The organism is Rhodococcus sp. CX, assembly GCF_015865005.1.
GTDB lineage: Bacteria > Actinomycetota > Actinomycetes > Mycobacteriales > Mycobacteriaceae > Rhodococcus.
Genome location: NZ_JADZGH010000231.1, coordinates 4,218 through 21,244, shown reverse-complemented (window position 1 = coordinate 21,244; position 17,027 = coordinate 4,218). Strand labels below are relative to the sequence as shown.

The 17,027-nt window shown below is 69.8% G+C and carries 15 protein-coding genes and 1 pseudogene; 6 read left to right on the top strand and 10 right to left on the bottom strand.

Annotated elements, in window-relative coordinates; all coding sequences use genetic code 11:
- On the bottom strand, window positions 1–1,793 hold a 1,793-nt coding region (locus I0Q12_RS25880; protein WP_197256064.1), incomplete at its 3' end, for a DEAD/DEAH box helicase.
- Between the two features lie 152 nt (window positions 1,794–1,945).
- Between I0Q12_RS25880 and I0Q12_RS25875 the strand changes: the two genes are divergently transcribed.
- The 3 genes from I0Q12_RS25875 to I0Q12_RS25865 all read left to right on the top strand — a co-directional run bounded on the left by I0Q12_RS25875 (window position 1,946) and on the right by I0Q12_RS25865 (window position 5,938).
- Window positions 1,946–3,220 carry a TrpB-like pyridoxal phosphate-dependent enzyme gene (locus I0Q12_RS25875; protein WP_197256062.1) on the top strand — a complete coding sequence of 425 codons (1,275 nt, stop codon included), beginning with the start codon at window positions 1,946–1,948 and terminating at the stop codon, window positions 3,218–3,220.
- A gap of 120 nt (window positions 3,221–3,340) precedes the next feature.
- On the top strand, window positions 3,341–3,970 hold the full coding sequence (locus tag I0Q12_RS25870) for a phosphoribosyltransferase family protein (protein WP_197256060.1): 630 nt from the start codon (window positions 3,341–3,343) through the stop codon (window positions 3,968–3,970).
- A gap of 165 nt (window positions 3,971–4,135) precedes the next feature.
- On the top strand, window positions 4,136–5,938 hold the full coding sequence (locus I0Q12_RS25865) for a long-chain fatty acid--CoA ligase (protein WP_197256058.1): 1,803 nt from the start codon (window positions 4,136–4,138) through the stop codon (window positions 5,936–5,938).
- 56 nt (window positions 5,939–5,994) lie between these two features.
- Here I0Q12_RS25865 and I0Q12_RS25860 read toward each other — a convergent pair whose 3' ends face one another.
- From I0Q12_RS25860 to I0Q12_RS25850, 3 genes are all read right to left on the bottom strand, one after another.
- A complete protein-coding gene (locus tag I0Q12_RS25860) occupies window positions 5,995–6,624 on the bottom strand; it encodes an alpha/beta hydrolase (RefSeq protein ID WP_197256056.1) in 630 nt (209 codons plus the stop codon).
- Window positions 6,625–6,701: 77 nt separating this feature from the next.
- Window positions 6,702–7,799: an alanine racemase gene (locus tag I0Q12_RS25855; protein ID WP_197256054.1), complete on the bottom strand. Its 1,098-nt coding sequence runs from the start codon at window positions 7,797–7,799 to the stop codon at window positions 6,702–6,704.
- A 120-nt stretch (window positions 7,800–7,919) separates the two neighbouring features.
- Window positions 7,920–8,564 (bottom strand): TetR/AcrR family transcriptional regulator, encoded by a 645-nt coding sequence (locus I0Q12_RS25850; protein WP_197256052.1) that lies wholly within the window; start codon window positions 8,562–8,564, stop codon window positions 7,920–7,922.
- 95 nt (window positions 8,565–8,659) lie between these two features.
- Between I0Q12_RS25850 and I0Q12_RS25845 the strand changes: the two genes are divergently transcribed.
- Window positions 8,660–9,985, top strand: a complete 1,326-nt coding sequence (locus I0Q12_RS25845; RefSeq protein ID WP_197256050.1) for a D-arabinono-1,4-lactone oxidase — start codon at window positions 8,660–8,662, stop codon at window positions 9,983–9,985.
- On the opposite strand, the gene I0Q12_RS25840 is transcribed toward I0Q12_RS25845, so the two are convergent.
- From I0Q12_RS25840 to I0Q12_RS25825, 4 genes are all read right to left on the bottom strand, one after another.
- A complete protein-coding gene (locus tag I0Q12_RS25840) occupies window positions 9,978–10,901 on the bottom strand; it encodes an adenosine deaminase (protein WP_197256048.1) in 924 nt (307 codons plus the stop codon). The genes I0Q12_RS25845 and I0Q12_RS25840 overlap by 8 nt on opposite strands.
- A gap of 69 nt (window positions 10,902–10,970) precedes the next feature.
- On the bottom strand, window positions 10,971–11,732 hold the full coding sequence (locus I0Q12_RS25835; protein ID WP_197256047.1) for a crotonase/enoyl-CoA hydratase family protein: 762 nt from the start codon (window positions 11,730–11,732) through the stop codon (window positions 10,971–10,973).
- 87 nt (window positions 11,733–11,819) lie between these two features.
- Window positions 11,820–12,872 (bottom strand): class I adenylate-forming enzyme family protein, encoded by a 1,053-nt coding sequence (locus I0Q12_RS25830; protein WP_197256045.1) that lies wholly within the window; start codon window positions 12,870–12,872, stop codon window positions 11,820–11,822.
- Between the two features lie 71 nt (window positions 12,873–12,943).
- A complete protein-coding gene (locus tag I0Q12_RS25825) occupies window positions 12,944–14,419 on the bottom strand; it encodes an MFS transporter (protein ID WP_307846527.1) in 1,476 nt (491 codons plus the stop codon).
- A 37-nt stretch (window positions 14,420–14,456) separates the two neighbouring features.
- On the opposite strand from I0Q12_RS25825, the gene I0Q12_RS25820 reads away from it, so the two are divergent.
- Both I0Q12_RS25820 and I0Q12_RS25815 read left to right on the top strand, forming a co-directional pair.
- Window positions 14,457–15,137 (top strand): GNAT family N-acetyltransferase, encoded by a 681-nt coding sequence (locus I0Q12_RS25820; protein WP_197256041.1) that lies wholly within the window; start codon window positions 14,457–14,459, stop codon window positions 15,135–15,137.
- 32 nt (window positions 15,138–15,169) lie between these two features.
- Window positions 15,170–16,213 carry a glutathione S-transferase family protein gene (locus I0Q12_RS25815; protein ID WP_197256039.1) on the top strand — a complete coding sequence of 348 codons (1,044 nt, stop codon included), beginning with the start codon at window positions 15,170–15,172 and terminating at the stop codon, window positions 16,211–16,213.
- Here the strand turns inward: I0Q12_RS25815 and I0Q12_RS25810 are convergent.
- A complete protein-coding gene (locus tag I0Q12_RS25810) occupies window positions 16,183–16,602 on the bottom strand; it encodes a VOC family protein (RefSeq protein WP_197256121.1) in 420 nt (139 codons plus the stop codon). The genes I0Q12_RS25815 and I0Q12_RS25810 overlap by 31 nt on opposite strands.
- 26 nt (window positions 16,603–16,628) lie before the next feature.
- A pseudogene (locus I0Q12_RS33955) lies at window positions 16,629–17,027 on the bottom strand (helix-turn-helix domain-containing protein); the annotation flags it as partial.

The following is a 17,027-nucleotide window of genomic DNA, read 5'->3' as shown; positions in this document are numbered from 1 at the left end:
TTGCGGCCGCCGCGCTCGCCCCAGTCCTTCTTACCGCCGTACTCGCGGCGCTCACCGCCGCGGCGGTCACCGCGGTCGTCACGGGCCCGGTACGAGCCCGGCCGTCCCGACGGGGCGCCGGTATCGGGCTGCAACTGGATGAGCACCCCGGAGATCCGGGTCGCACGCAGCGCCTCGAGGGTCTGCGCCGACAGGTCCTTGGGCAGCTCGACGAGGCTGTGATCGGCCCGGATGCTGATGTGCCCGAAGTCGCTGCGACGCAGGCCGCCCTCGTTGGCGATGGCACCGACGATCGCGCCGGGCTGCACCCGGTGCCGCTTGCCGACGGCGATCCGGTAGGTGATCAGTTCCTGGCCGTCACGGCCGACGCGGGAGGCTCCGTCGTCGTCGAACCGGCGCGGCGGACGCGGTTCGCGCTCGCGGCGCTGCGGGGCGATCGGCTCGGGCTCGGACTCCATGAGGAAGGACTCGCCGTCGCGCGAGAGCACGGCGAGAGCGGCCGCGATGTCGGCGAGCGGAACGTCGTGCTCCCGCTCGTAGTCCTCGATGAACGTGCGGAACAACTGCAGGTGGTCCGACGCGAGCGCCTCGGTGATGCCGTCGTTGAACTTGGCGACCCGCTGCGCGTTCACGTCCTCGACGGTGGGCAGCTGGATCTCGGCGAGCGGCTGACGCGTGGCCCGCTCGATGGCCTTGAGCAGGTGCCGCTCGCGGGGAGCGACGAACAGCAGCGCGTCGCCGCTGCGGCCGGCGCGGCCGGTGCGGCCGATCCGGTGCACGTACGACTCGGTGTCGTGCGGGATGTCGTAGTTCACGACGTGGCTGATGCGGTCGACGTCGAGGCCGCGCGCGGCGACGTCGGTCGCGACGAGGATGTCGAGGGCACCGCTCTTGAGCTGGCCGATCGTGCGCTCACGCTGGGCCTGCACGATGTCGCCGTTGATCGCGGCGGCGGAGAAGCCGCGGGCACGCAGCCGCTCGGCGAGGTCCTCGGTGGCCTGCTTGGTCCGGACGAAGATGATCATCGCCTCGAACGACTCGACCTCGAGGATGCGGGTCAGTGCGTCGAGCTTGCGCTGGTGCGACACCAGCACCCAGCGCTGGGAGATGTTGGAGGAGGTCGTGGTCTTCGACTTGACCGTGATCTCTTCGGGGTCGTTGAGGTACTGCTTCGACAGCCGGCGGATCGCGCCGGGCATGGTCGCCGAGAACAGGGCGACCTGCTTGGTGTCGGGGGTGTCGGCGAGGATGCGCTCGACGTCCTCCTGGAAGCCCATCGTGAGCATCTCGTCGGCCTCGTCGAGGACGAGGAATTCCAGCTCCGAGATGTCGAGGGTGCCCTTGGAAAGGTGATCGATCACACGTCCGGGGGTGCCGACGATGACCTGGGCGCCGCGACGCAGTCCGGACAGCTGCACGCCGTACGCCTGGCCACCGTAGATGGGCAGCACGTGCAGCCCGGGGATGTGCGCCGAATACTTGCCGAAAGCCTCTGCGACCTGCAGCGCAAGCTCACGGGTGGGCGCCAGGATCAGCGCCTGGGGCCGCTTCTTCGCGGTGTCGATGCGGGAGAGGATCGGCACCGCGAACGCGGCGGTCTTGCCGGTGCCGGTCTGAGCGAGACCGACGACGTCCCGTCCCTCCAGCAGTGGTGGGATGGTCGCCGCCTGGATCGGCGACGGGGACTCGTAGCCCACGTCCGAAAGCGCTTGCAGCACACGGGCATCGATGTCGAGATCGGCGAACGTGGGGGTGGCGTTTTCGGCGTCGGGGTCTTGCACAATATCACTCATTTGACCTGCAGTTTATCGGATGAGCGTGGATGAGCCCGCATCGTCGGTGCCACAGATGCCCCGGTGACCTGGGTCCCACCGCCTGCGTACTCCCGGTATGTGCGTTGGCACACTGGACGGGTTCTCGTTGCGTAACCGAAAGGACGACCCCGGTGTCGGAGCCCGTCAACATCCCCACCCATTGGTACAACATCGTCGGTGACCTGCCCGTCGCTCCGCCGCCGCACCTGCACCCCGGCACCAAGGAACCGATCACCGCGGACGACCTCGCCCCGCTGTTCGCGAAGGGCCTGATCGAGCAGGAACTGTCCACCGAGACGGACATCGAGATCCCCGAACCGGTCCGCGAGGTGTACCGCAACTACCGCACCACCCCGCTGATCAGGGCGCACGCGTTCGAGAAGGCTCTCGGCACCCCGGCCCACATCTACGTCAAGTACGAGGGCGTGAGCCCGGTCGGCAGCCACAAGGTCAACTCCGCGGTCGCGCAGGCGTACTACAACTCGATCGACGGCGTCACCCGGCTCACCACCGAGACCGGCGCCGGCCAGTGGGGTTCGGCCCTGTCCTTCGCGTGCGCGAAGTTCGGCATCGGCCTCGAGGTCTGGCAGGTGCGCGCGTCGTACGACTCCAAGCCGTACCGCCGGTTCCTCATCGAGACCTACGGCGGCACCGTGCACGCGAGCCCGTCCGAGCTCACCGACGCCGGGCGTCAGGTCCTGGCCGACCACCCGGACACCCCGGGATCCCTCGGCATCGCCGTGTCGGAGGCCGTCGAGGTCGCGGTGAAGGACCCGGCTGCCCGCTACACCCTCGGCAGCGTGCTCAACCACGTCGTGCTGCACCAGACGGTGATCGGCCTCGAGGCCGTCGCGCAGCTCCGCGCGGCCGGTGAGGAGAACGCCGACGTCGTGTTCGGTTGCGCGGGCGGTGGCTCGAACCTCGCCGGTCTGGCGTTCCCGTTCATCCGCGAGGTGCTGCACGAGCGCGCCTCGACGCGGATCGTGGCCGTCGAACCGGCCGCGTGCCCGTCCATCACGCAGGGCGAGTACCGCTACGACCACGGCGACATCGCGGGCCTGACGCCGCTACTGAAGATGCACACCCTCGGTCAGGACTTCATCCCCGATCCGATCCACGCCGGCGGCCTGCGCTACCACGGCATGGCGCCGCTGCTCAGCCACACCGTCGAGCTCGGGTACGTCGAGGGCAAGGCCGTCCCCCAGACCGAGGCGTTCGCCGCGGCGGTGCAGTTCGCGCGCACCGAGGGCATCGTGCCGGCACCCGAGTCGGCGCACGCGATCGCCGCGGCCGCCGAGTACGCGAAGGGCCTGACCGAACCCGAGGTCATCGTGATCGGACTGTCCGGGCACGGACAGCTCGACCTGCCCGCTTACCACTCGTACCTGTCGGGCGAACTGGTCTAGAAGGCGGGTCCGCTACTGCCGCAGACGAGGAAGACGGCCGCGCGATGCCGGTTGCGCGCGGCTGTCTTTCGGGTCCGTGGATGGGGACGACAGGGCCGTCGACCGGGTCATACTGGAGTCGTGCGCTATGCCAGCCGCGAGGAAGCCGGGCGGCGACTCGCCCGCTCGGTCGGGCACCTGCGCGACGCGAAACCGGTGATCCTGGCCCTGCCGCGCGGCGGGATCCCCGTCGCGCGGGAGGTGGCCCGGGAACTCGACGCCCCGCTCGACGTGCTCGTCGTCCGGAAACTCGGCGTGCCCTGGCAACCCGAACTCGCGATGGGCGCGATCGCCGAGGGCGGCGCCCGCATCCTCAACGAGGAAGTCCTGCGGCGCGGCCGGATCGGCGAGGACTCCCTGGCCCGGGTGGAATACCGCGAACGCGCCGAACTGGAGCGGCGGGCCCGCCTGTTGCGCGGCGACCGCGCCCGCATCCCGATCGCGGGCCGCACGGTCGTGCTCGTCGACGACGGCCTGGCCACCGGAGCAACGGCTGCAGCGGCATGCCTGGCCGCCCGCGCCGAAGGTGCCGAGCGGGTCGTCGTGGCGATTCCCGTCGCCTCTCCGGAGGCGGTTCGACGGATACGGACGGTCGCGGACGAGGTGGTCTGCCCGGAGCAGCCGACCGATCAGGACAGTGTCGGTGCGGCCTACGAAGATTTTCACCAATTGACCGATTCGGAAGCGACCGAGCTGCTGAAACCCCAGTGACCTGCGTCATTGACTACCGGCGAGTAACCCCCGGTACCCGAAGTAACACAAATCACTCCTCCACGACCCGCGAAAACAGTGCATAACGGGCAGCTCGACAGGTGCAAAACGCCCTAACCTGTGATGCAATGCACATCCCAAGGTAAAACGATGGAGGGGTCAGCAGTGAGTGAGATTTCCGTGCCGCAGTCGTTCTCGATTCCCGAGGACGCATCGATGGCGGATTCCGTCTTCCGGCACGAAAAGGAGTCGCCCGACTTCGTGCCGTTCGAGCGCCTGGTCGACGGCACGTGGACCAAGGTCACCGCGAAGGAGTTCGCCGCGCAGGTCCGCGCCGTCGCCAAGGGCCTGATCGCCTCCGGTATCGAGCTCGGCGACCGCGTCGCAATCCTGTCGTCGACCCGCTACGAGTGGGTTCTCCTCGACTACGCGATCTGGACGGCCGGGGGGGCCACCGTCGCGATCTACGAGACCTCGTCCGCCGACCAGTCCCAGTGGATCCTCGAGGACTCCGGGACGTCGCTGCTCATCGTCGAGAACGACGAGCTCGCCGCGGTCGTCAAGGAGGTCGCCGAGGGGGCGCCGACCGTCCGCGAGGTCCTGCGCATCGCCCCCGGCGACGGCGCCAAGGGTGCGGTCGAGGAACTGATCGCCCGCGGCACCGCGATCACCGACGAACAGGTCGAGGAGCGCCGCAAGTCGGTCACCGCCGAGTCCGCGGCCACGCTCATCTACACCTCCGGCACCACGGGCCGCCCGAAGGGCGTGCAGCTCAAGCACCGCAACCTGTACGCCGAGTCGGCCGCCGCGGCGATCCAGCTGCCGGATGCGATGGTGCCGGGCAACCGCACCCTGCTGTTCCTGCCGCTCGCGCACGTGTTCGCCCGGCTCATCTCGTTCGCGGCGTTCGACAGCAAGGTCACCGTCGCGCACACCTCGGACCTGACCACGCTGCTCGACCAGTTCGCCGTGTTCAAGCCGAACTTCATCCTCTCCGTGCCCCGCGTGTTCGAGAAGGTGTACAACTCCGCGAAGCAGAAGGCCTACGACGGCGGCAAGGGCAAGATCTTCGAGAAGGCCTCCGACACCGCCATCGAATACAGCCAGGCGCTCGAGACCGGCGGTCCGGGTCTCGGACTCAAGCTCAAGCACGCCCTGTTCGACAAGCTCGTCTACGGCAAGCTGCGCGCCGCGCTCGGCGGCCAGGCCACGTCCGCGGTGTCCGGTGGTGCCGCGCTCGGTGCCCGCCTCGGCCACTTCTTCCGCGGCGTCGGCATCAACGTCCTCGAAGGCTACGGCCTGACCGAGACCACCGGCGGCATCATCATGAACACGCCGGGCAACCAGAAGGTGGGCACGGTCGGCCGCCCGTTCAACGGCCACGCCGCGAAGATCGCCGAGGACGGCGAGCTGCTGCTCAAGGGCCCCGTCGTGTTCGAGGGCTACTGGCAGAACGACAAGGCCACCGAGGAAGCCATCCGCGACGGCTGGTTCCACACCGGCGACATCGGCACCCTCGACGCCGACGGCTTCATCTCGATCACCGGCCGCAAGAAGGAACTCATCGTCACCGCGGGCGGCAAGAACGTCGCCCCGGCCGTCCTCGAGGACTCGCTGCGGGCACACCCGCTGATCAGCCAGGTCATCGTCGTCGGCGACGGCAAGCCGTTCATCGGCGCGCTCATCACCCTCGACCCCGAGGCGCTCCCCGGCTGGAAGGAACGCAACAACGTTCCGGCCGACGCCACCGTGGCCGACCTGATCAAGAACCCGGATCTGATCGCCGAGATCGACGCCGCGGTCGCCGAGACCAACAAGAAGGTCTCCAAGGCCGAGGCGATCAAGAAGTACCGCATCCTCGACGTGGACTTCAGCGTCGAATCCGGTGAGCTGACCCCGACGCTCAAGCTCAAGCGCAACATCATCCACGAGGTGCACGGCGCCGAGATCGCCGCGATCTACGGCTGATCGCCCTCGTCCGGTCCTGAGCGGATGTGCTTCCCCTCCACGGGAGGCACATCCGCTCATCGGCGTTCCGGGCCCGTCACCGCGAGCACGAACTCCGCGACGTCGCGTGTCACCGTGCGGTGCACCGGCTCGTGCAGCAGGTCGTGCCCGGCGTCCGGGTACTCGCGCAGCTCGAGCCCCGGCACGGTGGCGGCCCAGTCGCGGACCGGGTCGATCGGAGCGAGCCGATCGTCGACGCCGTGCACCGCCAGCGTCGGCAGGCCCGCGGACCTCAGGACCTCCGCGGTCGCGGGAACGGTCGCGGTGCGCGGCGTCCCGCACAGCACCACACCGCGGAACCGGGGCGCCTCGGTGCGCAACAGCGCCAGGACCGTCGCGGCACCCAGCGAATGTCCCATCACCACCAGCGGCAGTTCGTCCTGCTCGGCGAGACCGGTGATCTCGGCGAGATCGGCCGCGTGCGCGGCGACGTCCCCCGGCTCCCCCGGCTGTCCCTCCGACAGTCCGTGGCCGGCCAGGTCGAGGCCCCACAGCCCGATGCGGTCGGCGGCCAGACCGGCGGCGAACCGGTGGTAGTGACCGCTGTGCTGACCCATCCCGTGCGCGAAGACGACGGCGGCGTCGGCCGCGTCGGTGTTCCAGGATCGGTAGTGGAGTCGGCCCGTGGCCCCGGCGATGAACGGCATTGCCTCATTCTCGGTCCTGCCCCTCGTGCGTGTTTTCGGTAGCCCCCGCTACCGGAAACGCGCACGGGCACGAGAGGTCACCAGCAGTGGCCCTCACCGCGGTAGGTCGGGACGGTGTGGCGTGAGCCGTCCTCGTCGACGAGGTGCAGGTGTGTGAACCGTTCGCACAGCTCGCCCGCCTTGGCGTGCCGGAGCCAGACGCGACCGCCGATCGGGATGTCCGACGCGGCGCGCCCGGTGACCGGCGTCTGCACCTCCCCCGCCCCCTCGTTGCGCAGCAGCCGCAGGCCCGCCGGGGCCGGCTTGCGCACCGCGGGGAGCGCGAAGAACAGCGCGGGATGCGGCGTGAAGGCACGGTAGCGGTCGAACAGGGTCGGCACGTACAACCCGGATCCGGCGGTCACCTCGGTGACAACCGGATCCGCGGAACTCACTTCGAGCGAGCCGGTGCCGCCGCTGTTGACGATCTCGAGGTCGCCGACCGTGGCCCGGAGGGCGTCGACGACGATGCGACGGCGGGTCGCGAGTTCCTGCGCCGACGCCCGCTTGACCAGCCGCACGGGCAGCGACGAATCGGGCAGGCCGGCGATCTGGGCCTCGTAGAACATGACCCCGACGACGGAGAATCCGGCGGTGGTCGCGCACCGGGCGAGTTGCGCGGCGTCGTCCGGACCGCGCAGCGGGGAGCGGCGCACCCCCAGGTGCACGGGGCCGATGCGCAGCGACGCGTCGATGTCGAGGCACACCCGCGGGCGCACCCGGCCGCTGCCGAACGCGTCGCGCGCGAGCCCGAGCTGGGCGGTGGAGTCGATCATCAGGGTGATCGCGTCGAGCGCCTCGGGTCGCGAGGCCAGTTCGGCGAGCGCACCGCGATCGACCGTCGGATAGCCGAGCAGTACGTCGCGTGCACCGCGCTCGACCAGCCACAGCGCTTCGCGCAGCGAATACGCCATGATGCCCCGGAAGGCGCCGTTCGAGCCGGTCAGGTCGGCACCCAGGACCTCCTCGAGAATCGCGCGGCAGCGGACCGATTTGCTCGCAACCCGCACAGGCGTACCGCCTGCGCGCCGGATCAGGTCGGCTGCGTTGCGGCGCACGGTGCCCAGGTCGGCGGCGGCGAAGGGCGGATCGAGGTCGGCGGTCGCGGTGTCGAGCCGGTCGAGGGGCGAAGTCACGGCGGGTCCAATCGTCGAGGCAGGGACGGGCAAGCGTCGGGGAACAAGTCGAACACCGGAATGGACGCTTGTCCAGTTCCTTGCTCGCCGGACGGGGCGTTCATCCCGAGCGGTGTTCGTTCAGGACTTCTCGGTCGCACGGGAGGCGATGATCCCGGCCATGTCGTCGAGTTCGGCGACGATGAACTCGCCGTTGCGATCGACGAGCCAGCGCAGCACCAGGCCGTCGATCATCGCCAGCGCCATCCGGGCGATGTCCTCGATCGGTTCGGTCCACGTCGTCCCGGTGCGTTCGGCGCAGTCGGAGAGGAACCGGCACGCCTCGACGTCCATGATCCGGTACTGCTCGGCGGCGATCCGGCCGCCGGGCTCGGAGTCCGAGGCCCGCTGCCGCAGCGAATAGGTGGTGATCTCGTAGGTGAGGATCTGGCGGTTCGCGGTCGCCTCGATCATCGGCCACATCGCGTTGAGCCCCGCGTACAGGAGTTGCCGGAGCCCGCGTATCCCCTGCGGATCCGGGCCGTCGTGCGGCAGATCGAACGCGACGTGCAGAGTCTCGCTGAGCTGGCGGATGAGGGTTTCTCCCATCGCGACGACGAGCGCTTCCTTGCTCTCGAAGCAGTAGTGCACCACGCCGAGGGACACACCGGCGTTCTCCGCGACCGCCCGCACCGTGACCGCGCCGACTCCCCCGCGCTCCGCGAGATCGAGTGCGGATTCGATCAGCTGGGCGCGACGCTCGTCTGCGGGCATCCGGTTCAGCATTCCCCGATCGTAGAGGCTCGGGGCCGGCTCCGGGGCGAACGCGACCAGCCCACAACCCTTGACCTGGACGGTCGTCCAAGAGGACGATGTGGGTCATGGCTACCTGGCGCAACTGGGCGCGCACCGAGCGCGCGACACCTCGCGCATTCGAGACTCCTGCCGGCGCCGAGGAGGTCGCGGCCCTCGTCACCCGCGCCACCGAACGCGGCGAGCGGGTCAAGGCGGTCGGCGCCGGGCATTCGTTCACCGGCGCGGCGGTCACCGACGGCGTCCTCGTCTCGCTCGACCGGATCGCCGGGATCGAGCGGGTCGAACCGACCGCGACCGGTGCGCTCGTCACCGTCGGCGCCGGCACCCGCCTGCACGATCTCAACCTCCTGCTGTGGTCGCACGGCCTGGCGCTGGCGAACCTCGGCGACATCGACGTGCAGTCGATCGCCGGTGCCGTCTCCACCGGAACCCACGGCACCGGAGCGGGATTCGGCGGCCTGGCCACCCAGGTGCGCGCGGCGACCATCGTGCTCGCGGACGGACGCGTCGTGCACTGCTCCCCCACCACCGAGCCGGAACTGTTCGAGGCGGCGCGCCTCGGTGTCGGTTCCATCGGCATCCTCACCTCCCTGACGCTCGACTGCGTGCCCGCGTACCGGTTGCACGCGGCGGAGGGGCCCGCGACCCTCACCGAAACGCTCGCGACCCTCGACGAGGACCGGCTCGGCGTGGACCATTTCGAGTTCTACTGGTTCCCGCACACCGACCGTGTCCTGACCAAGCGCAACATCCGGCTCGAGGGAACCGAACCGACCGCGCCGATCGGCCGGATCCGCGGTCTCGTGGACGACGAACTGCTCTCCAACGGCCTGTTCGGCGCGCTGCAGTACGTCGGGGCGCAGGCGCCGGGACTGATTCCCCGCATCAACAACCTGGCCGGCCGGGCCCTGTCACCCCGCGAGTTCACCGACCGCAGCTACGCGGTGTTCGCCTCCCCGCGGCGCGTGCGGTTCCGGGAGATGGAGTACGCGATCCCGGTGGACGCACTCCCCGGCGTGCTCGCCGACATCGCCCGCGGCCTCGAACGCACCGGCCGGCAGGTCGCATTTCCGATCGAGGTGCGCTTCGCCGCCGCCGACGATGTGTGGCTGTCCACCGCGTACGGTCGCGACACCGCCTATGTCGCGGTGCACGAGTTCCACCGGCGCGACCACCGCGACTACTTCGCGACCGTCGAGAAGATCGTGCGCGACGTCGACGGCCGGCCGCACTGGGGCAAGCTCCACGAGCGGACCGCCGACGATCTGCGGCCCGCGTACCCGAAGTTCGACGACTTCCTCGCCGTGCGGCAACGCGTCGACCCGGACGGCAGGTTCGCCAACCCGTACCTCGAGCGGGTGTTCGGCATCGAGGCGAACGCCCTCAGGTGAAGGCGGCCTCGAGCGAATTGCGCACCAGCGTGTCGTGTTCGGCGTAGGTCAGGCCCAGCCCGGTGTGCAGTGCCGCGAAGTTGTCGTCGACGTAGCCGCCGAAATAGGCGGGGTCGTCGGAGTTGACGGTGACCAGCAGGCCCGCGTCGAGCATGCGGCGCAACGGGTGCTCCTCGATCGAATCCACCACGCCCAGGCGCACATTCGACAGCGGGCAGACGGTGAGCGGCACCTGCTCGTCGACGAGCCGCGCCACCAGTTCGGGATCTTCGAGTGACCGGATGCCGTGGTCGATGCGTTCGGCGCCGAGCAGATCCAGCGCCTGACGGACATAGTCCGGCGGTCCCTCCTCACCGGCGTGCGCGACGACGTGCAGACCTTCGGCGCGGGCACGGGCGAACACGTCCTCGAACAACGAGGGTGGATGGCCGACCTCGGCGGAGTCGAGACCGAGACCGATGATCGGGGCGTGCAGCCGCAGCAGCTCACCGAACACCTCACCGGCCTCCTGCACGGGACGGTCCCGCACGATCGACGCGATCATCGCGGCATCGACCCCGAACTCGCGGCCGCTGCCGGCGACGGCGTCGGCGAGCCCGTCGACGACCTCACGCAGCGGCACGCCGCGGCTGGTGTGGGCCTGCGGGTCGAAGAAGAACTCGGCGCGGGTCACGCCCGCGTCCGCCGCGCGCGCCAGGTACGCGCGGGTGAGATCGGCGAAGTCCTGCGCCGTGCGCAGCACCTGCATGTTGGCGTAGTACAACTCCAGGAACGAACCGAGATCGGTGAACTCGTACCGCGAACGTAGATCGGCGATATCGCGATACGGCAGGGACACCTCGTTGCGCTCGGCCAGCGCGAAGATCAGCTCGGGTTCGAGCGTGCCCTCGATGTGCACGTGCAGTTCGGCGCTCATGCGTTCGGCTCCTCCCGGACTCCCGGTACCGCGGTGCCCGCCCGTCACCGGACGGGCACCGCGGTGAGGTCAGCGCCCCTTCCAGACGGGGGCGCGCTTCTCGGCGAACGCCGTCGCACCCTCGCGGGCGTCCTCCGACACGAACACCGGACCGGCGATCTCCATCTGCTTCGCGAACGCCTCGTCGGACGACCAGTCCGCGGCGGCCGCGACGATCTGCTTGGTCACCGCGACCGCGAGCGGGCCGTTGGCGGTGATGCGCCCGGCGAGTGCGAGCGCACCGTCGAGCGCGCCACCCGGCTCGGTGAGCGTGTTGACGAACCCGAAACCGTACGCTTCCTCGGCGGTGAAGCTGTCGCCGGTCAGGGCGAGTTCGAGTGCCTTCTGGTACGGGATGCGCTTCGGCAGGCGCAGCAGACCGCCACCGGCGGCGACGAGTCCGCGCTTGACCTCGGGGATGCCGAACTTGGCGTCCCGGGCCGCGACGACCAGGTCGGTCGCCAGCACCAGTTCGGTGCCGCCCGCGAGCGCGTAGCCCTCGACCGCGGAGATCAGCGGCTTGCGCGGCGGCTGCTCGGTGAAACCCATTCCCCGGCCCGGGACCACGACGTTCTCGCCGGCCACGAACGCCTTGAGATCCATGCCGGCGCAGAAGTTTCCGCCGGCACCGGTGAGGACACCGACCGAGAGGTCGTCGTCGCCGTCGAGTTCGTCGATCGCTTCGGCCAGTCCGTGGCTCACGGCGGCGTTGACGGCGTTGCGGGCGTCGGGCCGGTTGATGGTGATGACCAGTACTCGACCACGACGCTCGGACAAGACCACATCGGACATGTGCGTATACCTCCACTGAGCGGATCGGATGCGCCGACCCGGGTGTGGGTCGCGGCACATCAGGTGTATACCCGAGTCCGCGTCACATCACGAGACCCGTACCGCTAGCTGGGTGACGAACCCGTCTTCGTCGATCTCGACCTGGTCGCCGGTGCGGAACCAGCCGTCGCCGAACGTCTCGGCGGTGCCCTGCGGATCGTTCCAGTACCGGCGGGCCACACTCGGGCCGCGGCACAGCAGTTCACCCACGCCGCGTTCGGCATCGGGGCCGAGCAACGCGACCTCCATTCCGCCGAACGGAATCCCGATGCTGCGGGGATGCCGCTGCCGAGCCTCGATCGGCAGCACCAGTCCGATCCCGCCGGTCTCCGCGACCCCCCAGCCGCGCACGCAGCGGGCCGTCGGGAACGAGGCGCGCAGGTGGCGCCACGGCACCCGGATGCCGCGCGCCCCGGCCGCGACGACGGTGCCACCGACCGACAGGGTGGGCAGCAGTTGCACACCGCATCCGACGGCGGTGGACAGCGGCGCGGTGATCACGGTCCGCACGCCACCGACGCCGAGATCCATCGCGTGGACGACCGCTTCGATGGTGGACAGGATGTTCTCGTTGGTCAATTCGACACCGTGCAGCCCCCCGCCGCACTTGCGCACGTAGTAGAGCAGGGCCAGCTCCTCGGGCGAGGCACCGCCGTCGAGGAAGGCGACCCCGTCGGGCACCTTCCCGTCGAGCATGACGATCGCGCCGCTGTCGGCGACGATCCACTCGAGTTCGGCGTCGCTGCACGTCGGATCCGGCAGGACCGGGACACCACCGGCCAGGACGACGCCGAGAAACGCGTGGAGCCAGTCGAATCCGTTCCGGTAGTGCACGACGACGCGGTCCGCCGGGCCGACACCCTGGTCCAGCAGGCCGCCGGCGACGCGGGCGGCGGCAGCCCACAGTTCGCGGTAGGTGATGCCGCGACCGGCCCGGTCGACGGCGGCGGTGCGCTGCGCGAACCGCAAGGCGCTGCGGTCGAGGAGTTCGGCCAGGCACGGCTCGAGCCCCTCGTATCGGAAGACCCCCGCGTGCCGGGTGACGCGTTCGTCGCGCAGCCATGCGGCACCACCGGAAAATCTGACCAACGCCGGCGACATCGCCACCTCCGATCGTCTGCGTGCCTCGCACTATATGGCGTGCATCACATTTCGGGGTGGGTTCGGTCGCCTCAACTGTGTGTGGCGTCCACAGTGTCCGATTCGGGGACCACCGGCTGCTTCACCTGAGTGTGCGGCCGCGCGAAGAACAGCGACGCGACGAGTCCGACGAGGAGCACCGCTGCCGGCAGCCACATCGACTGGGCCATGGCCGTCGAGAACGGCTCGTGCAACTGCTCGGGCATCACGCCCGTGTTCATCTCGGAGCTGCCGCCTCCCCCGAGTCCCTCCGCGGCGAGCCGGGAGGTCATGAGCGCACCCATCGCGGCGCTGCCGAGCACCGCACCGATCTGCCGGTCGGTGTTGTACACACCGGAACCGGCACCGGCCTGCTGCGGCGCCAGGTGGTTCGTCGCGGTCGCCGACAGCGGCGACCAGATCCCGGTCATGGCGACACCCATCAGCGCCGACGGCAGCAGCAGCGACCACGTCGGCGAATCCGGTGTCATCACCGCCGACAGCCAGACCAGCGAGATCGCCAGCAACGCGAACCCGGTTCCCGCGATGTAGCGCGGATGCACCCGGTCGACGAGGCGGCCGACGAACGGTGCGAGGATGCCGGTGAACACCGCCATCGGCACCATCAGCAGCGCCGAACCGGTCGGGCTGAGGCCGCGCACCGCCTGTGCGTAGAACATCAGCGGCAGCGTCATCGCGGTGACGGTGAAACCGATCGCCACGATCCCGATGTTCGCGAGCGAGAAGTTGCGGTCGCGGAACAGCTCGAGGGGCACGAGCGGCTCACCGCGCATCCGCCCCTGGTACAGAACGAACACCACGAGCAGGACCACACCGGCCGCGATGCAGCCCCACACCTTCGCGGACCAGTCGTAGGAATTGCCCTCCTGGATGCCGAACACCAGCAGGAACATGCCCGCGCCGCTGAGCGCGACACCGGGCAGATCGAAGGTGTGCGAGTGCGTCTCCAGGTTCGGCACCAGCCGCACCGCCATCACGAACGCGAGGACGCCGACGGGGACGTTGACGAAGAAGATCCACTCCCAGCCCAGACCGTCGACCAGACCACCGCCGGCGAGCGGCCCGACGAGGCTCGCGACACCGGCCACGGCACCCCACATGCCCATCGCGGCGCCGCGCCGGTCCGGCGGGAAGATGCGGGTGATGATCGCCATCGTCTGCGGCGACATCAGTGCCGCACCGAGTCCCTGGAAGACCCGCGCCAGGATCAGGACCGCGATGGTGCCGGACAGACCGCACCACAACGACGCGGCGGTGAACAGCACCAGACCCGCCAGGTAGATGCGTTTGGGACCGAAGCGATCGCCGAGGCGGCCGGTGACGAGCAGCGGCACCGCGTACGCCAGCAGATACGCGCTCGTCACCCACACCACGGAGTTGATGTCCGCGTCGAGCTCTCGCATGATCACGGGGTTGGCGACGGCCACGATGGTGCCGTCGACCATGATCATGAAGAACCCGAGGCACAGCGCCCACAGCGCGGGCCATTCTCCGGATCTGGTGTTCACGAACGCTCCTTCCACTACGCGGGTCTACGGTAGCCGCGTGGAACGACATCTCCTGGACATCGTGCAGCTGGCGTGGTGCCGTGAACTCGCTCTCGACGACCACGCGCTCACCGCGGGTGGGCGTGTGGTGCGCGTGGACGATACCGCCGACCGGCTGCAGGTTCTGCGTCTGGGTGAGACGACGGCCGTCGTCGGTCCCGGTGACGCGGTCGCGGCCGTCGACCGCATTCCCGCCGAAGCGCTCGACGCGGCGACGGTCCGGGAGGCGACGGGCGGGCACGGCGCCCGGAGCCACGTGCTGCACTACTGCGCGGACTGGATCGATGCGAGCCGGGTGCGGGATCCGCTGATCTCGCACGACGCCCGCGACCTCGCCGAACTGCGGCGGCGCTGCCCGCCGGACGACACGATCGATGCCACCCCCGCCGACGGCGACCGCGTGTTCGTCCTTCTCGACGACGACCACCGGCCGCTGTCCGCGGCCGGATACGGCGAAGTCCACTCGATCCTCGCCGACGTGGTGGCGCTGACCGTCCCCGAACATCGGCGGCTGGGTCTGGCCTCGACCGTCGCGACCCTGGCGACACACGAGGCCCTGGACGCGGGACTGATTCCGCAGTGCCGGGTCCGCCGCGACAATCTCGCCGGGCGCGGTCTGGCGGCGGTACTGGGATACGAGGAGTGCGGAAGCCACCTGACGGTGCAGCTGCGGCGCTAGCGTGTAGTCAACTCCGCAGGGAAGGAAATCCCGTGACCGAACACTCCGATTCCCGCAGCAGCAGCTACGTCGAAGCCGGTGAGTTCAACCGCGACACCCGCTACGTGACGACGCGGATCACCGCGGACGGCCGGGACGGATATCCGGTCGAGGCCGGTCGCTATCGGCTGATCGCGGCGCGGGCCTGCCCGTGGGCGAACCGCGCGCTGATCGTGCGACGGCTGCTGGGACTCGAGGATGCGTTGTCGCTGGGACTGTGCGGTCCGACGCACGACCGGCGCAGCTGGACGTTCGATCTCGATCCCGGAGGGGTCGACCCGGTGCTCGGCATCGAGCGACTCCAGGAGGCGTACTTCGCGCGGGACCCCGAATATTCGCGCGGCATCACCGTCCCGGCGATCGTGGAGGTGAGCACCGGGCAGGTCGTCACCAACGACTACGCGCAGATCACCCTCGACCTGTCCACCGAGTGGACCCGGTTCCACCGGCCGGGCGCCCCCGACCTGTATCCGGAGGCACTTCGCGCCGAGATCGACGAGGTCGCCGAACTGGTGTACCGGGACGTGAACAACGGGGTCTACCGGTGCGGTTTCGCCGGATCACAGCACGCCTACGAGGAGGCGTTCGACGCCCTGTTCGCGCGGCTCGACTGGCTCGAGGACCGGCTCACCACGCGCCGGTACCTGGTGGGCGACACCATCACCGAGGCGGACGTGCGGCTGTTCACCACCCTCGCCCGGTTCGACGCGGTCTATCACGGGCACTTCAAGTGCAACCGCAACCCGCTCCCCGCGTTCCCCGCGCTGTGGGCGTATGCGCGGGACCTGTTCACCACACCCGGGTTCGGCGACACGATCGACTTCGTGCAGATCAAGCAGCACTACTACCTCGTGCACACCGATATCAACCCCACCGGGATCGTGCCGAAGGGGCCGGACCTGTCCGGCTGGCTCACCCCGCACGGGCGCGAAGCGCTCGGTGGCCGGCCGTTCGGGGACGGCACACCGCCGCTCCCTCCCCAGCCGGCCGAACAGGTCCCGAGCGGTCACTCGCCGCTGGCGGCCTCACCCCTGTAGGTGCCGAAACTCCAGTGGACGCCCTGCGGGTCGCGGCACGTGAATCCGTGCGATCCGAAGTCCTCGTCGCGGATGCCGCGCGTGACGGTCGCGCCGTGCGCGAGGGCCCGGTCGTACAGAGCGTCGACCTTCGCGTCGTCGGGCACGACGAGATAAGCCGCGCCGACGCCGGCGGGCAGGTCGATCGCACTGTCGTCTCGGCCGGCCGAGCCGAGCATGATGCCGCCGCCGTACGGCCAGGTCAGTTCCGCGTGGTCGACGCGGTCGCCCTCGCCGTACACGGCCGTCTCGACGAACCCGAACGCGTCGACGAGGAAGCGGATGGCGCCGCGTGCGTCGTCGTAGGTGAAGCAGGGAAACACTGCTGTCGTGGTGGTTGTCGTGGCCATGTCGTCGGTAGTCATGTCGTCGGTAGTCATGTCACAGATCCTCCGTCCGTCGACGGTTCCCCGTCTTGGACGATTGGGAACACCTCGTCGTCCATCCACTGCGACGGGGGTACCCCGGCGAGGTCGCGCCAGTCGCGGGCCAGGTGCGCCTGGTCGTAGAAGCCCGCGCGCACCGCGACGTCCGCGAGACGGTGCCGGCCGGGGGTGCGCAGCAGCCTGCGGGAGCGGTCGAACCGCGCCAGCCGCGCCGCGTCCTTGGGCCCGACCCCGTATTCGGCGGTGAATCGGCCGGTCAGGTGGCGGCGGCTCCAGCCGATGTCGTCGGCGACCGCCCGCACCCCGGCGCTTCCAGGGGAGGTCAGCTGCTGCCACGCCCGCGCGAGCCGGGGCTCGACACCGCCGGCGCGCCGGTCGCGGCGTTCGAG

Coding starts and splice junctions, on each gene's coding strand:
- I0Q12_RS25860 (WP_197256056.1), bottom strand. CDS start 6,624: ATGCCGTTCATCGCCGGGGCCACGGGCCGACTCCACTACCGATCCTGG.
- I0Q12_RS25850 (WP_197256052.1), bottom strand. CDS start 8,564: ATGCTGAACCGGATGCCCGCAGACGAGCGTCGCGCCCAGCTGATCGAA.
- I0Q12_RS25845 (WP_197256050.1), top strand. CDS start 8,660: ATGGCTACCTGGCGCAACTGGGCGCGCACCGAGCGCGCGACACCTCGC.
- I0Q12_RS25840 (WP_197256048.1), bottom strand. CDS start 10,901: ATGAGCGCCGAACTGCACGTGCACATCGAGGGCACGCTCGAACCCGAG.
- I0Q12_RS25835 (WP_197256047.1), bottom strand. CDS start 11,732: ATGTCCGATGTGGTCTTGTCCGAGCGTCGTGGTCGAGTACTGGTCATC.
- I0Q12_RS25830 (WP_197256045.1), bottom strand. CDS start 12,872: ATGTCGCCGGCGTTGGTCAGATTTTCCGGTGGTGCCGCATGGCTGCGC.
- I0Q12_RS25810 (WP_197256121.1), bottom strand. CDS start 16,602: ATGGCCACGACAACCACCACGACAGCAGTGTTTCCCTGCTTCACCTAC.